We start from the raw sequence: 740 nt of genomic DNA, 5'->3' as shown, positions 1-740 counted from the left end.
CACGCACAGGTGCCGCACCCGGACAAGCCGCACACACTTGGCGCGGGGTGGAGCAGCCCGGTAGCTCGTCAGGCTCATAACCTGAAGGTCACAGGTTCAAATCCTGTCCCCGCAACCAGTTTTTAGCCCGCTAGGTCAACGACTTTGCGGGCTTTTTGCTGTCTATTGCCTCTCCCTTTTCCAACCCCGTGGAAGCGTAGTGGAAGCGCCAGACCGCACGCTTTGGCGTGTCCGTCGTCAGATGATTTGAGACGGTTTGCGGTGGACTTGTCTCGAGAAAGTGGAGAGCTCTTTTCCTGAAGGAGGAGGGTTCCGATGGCAGACCGGAAGCAGACCTTTACCCCTGAGTTTCGTGCTGAGGCGGTGCGATTGGCGCAGACAAGTGGGCGGTCGCGCCGCGAGGTCGCCGCCGATCTCGGCGTCGGGCTCTCGACGCTGCGCAACTGGATCGACGGTCGACGTGAGCGAGAGATGGACAACCCACCGGCCGACCGGCAGGAGGACATGGCCGCCGAGCTCAAGCGTCTGCGCCGCGAGAACGAGGTGCTGCGCCAGGAGCGGGAGATCCTGAGGCGGGCCACGGCTTTTTTCGCCAAGGAGGGAAGTCGATGAGGTTCCGCCTCATCGACGCGGCGAAGAAGGACTTCCCGGTCGCGCGCCTGTGCAAGGTCCTCGACGTCAGTCCGAGCGGCTATTTCGCCTGGAAGAACCGCCCGGCCTCGACGCGGCAGCGCGAGGAT

At 63.2% G+C, this 740-nt stretch carries 1 tRNA gene and 1 pseudogene; both read left to right on the top strand.

Annotated elements, in window-relative coordinates:
• The first annotated feature begins 41 nt into the window (after positions 1-41).
• Positions 42-118, top strand: a tRNA-Met gene (locus tag ME121_RS32855).
• 197 nt (positions 119-315) lie between these two features.
• Positions 316-740: pseudogene (locus ME121_RS32850) on the top strand (transposase); the annotation flags it as partial.

The organism is Methylobacterium sp. ME121, from assembly GCF_000974725.1.
In the GTDB taxonomy this organism is placed as follows: Bacteria; Pseudomonadota; Alphaproteobacteria; order Rhizobiales; family Beijerinckiaceae; genus Methylobacterium; species Methylobacterium radiotolerans.
Note: the sequence above shows the minus strand (reverse complement) of the source record. Positions and strands in the feature narration are given on the sequence as shown.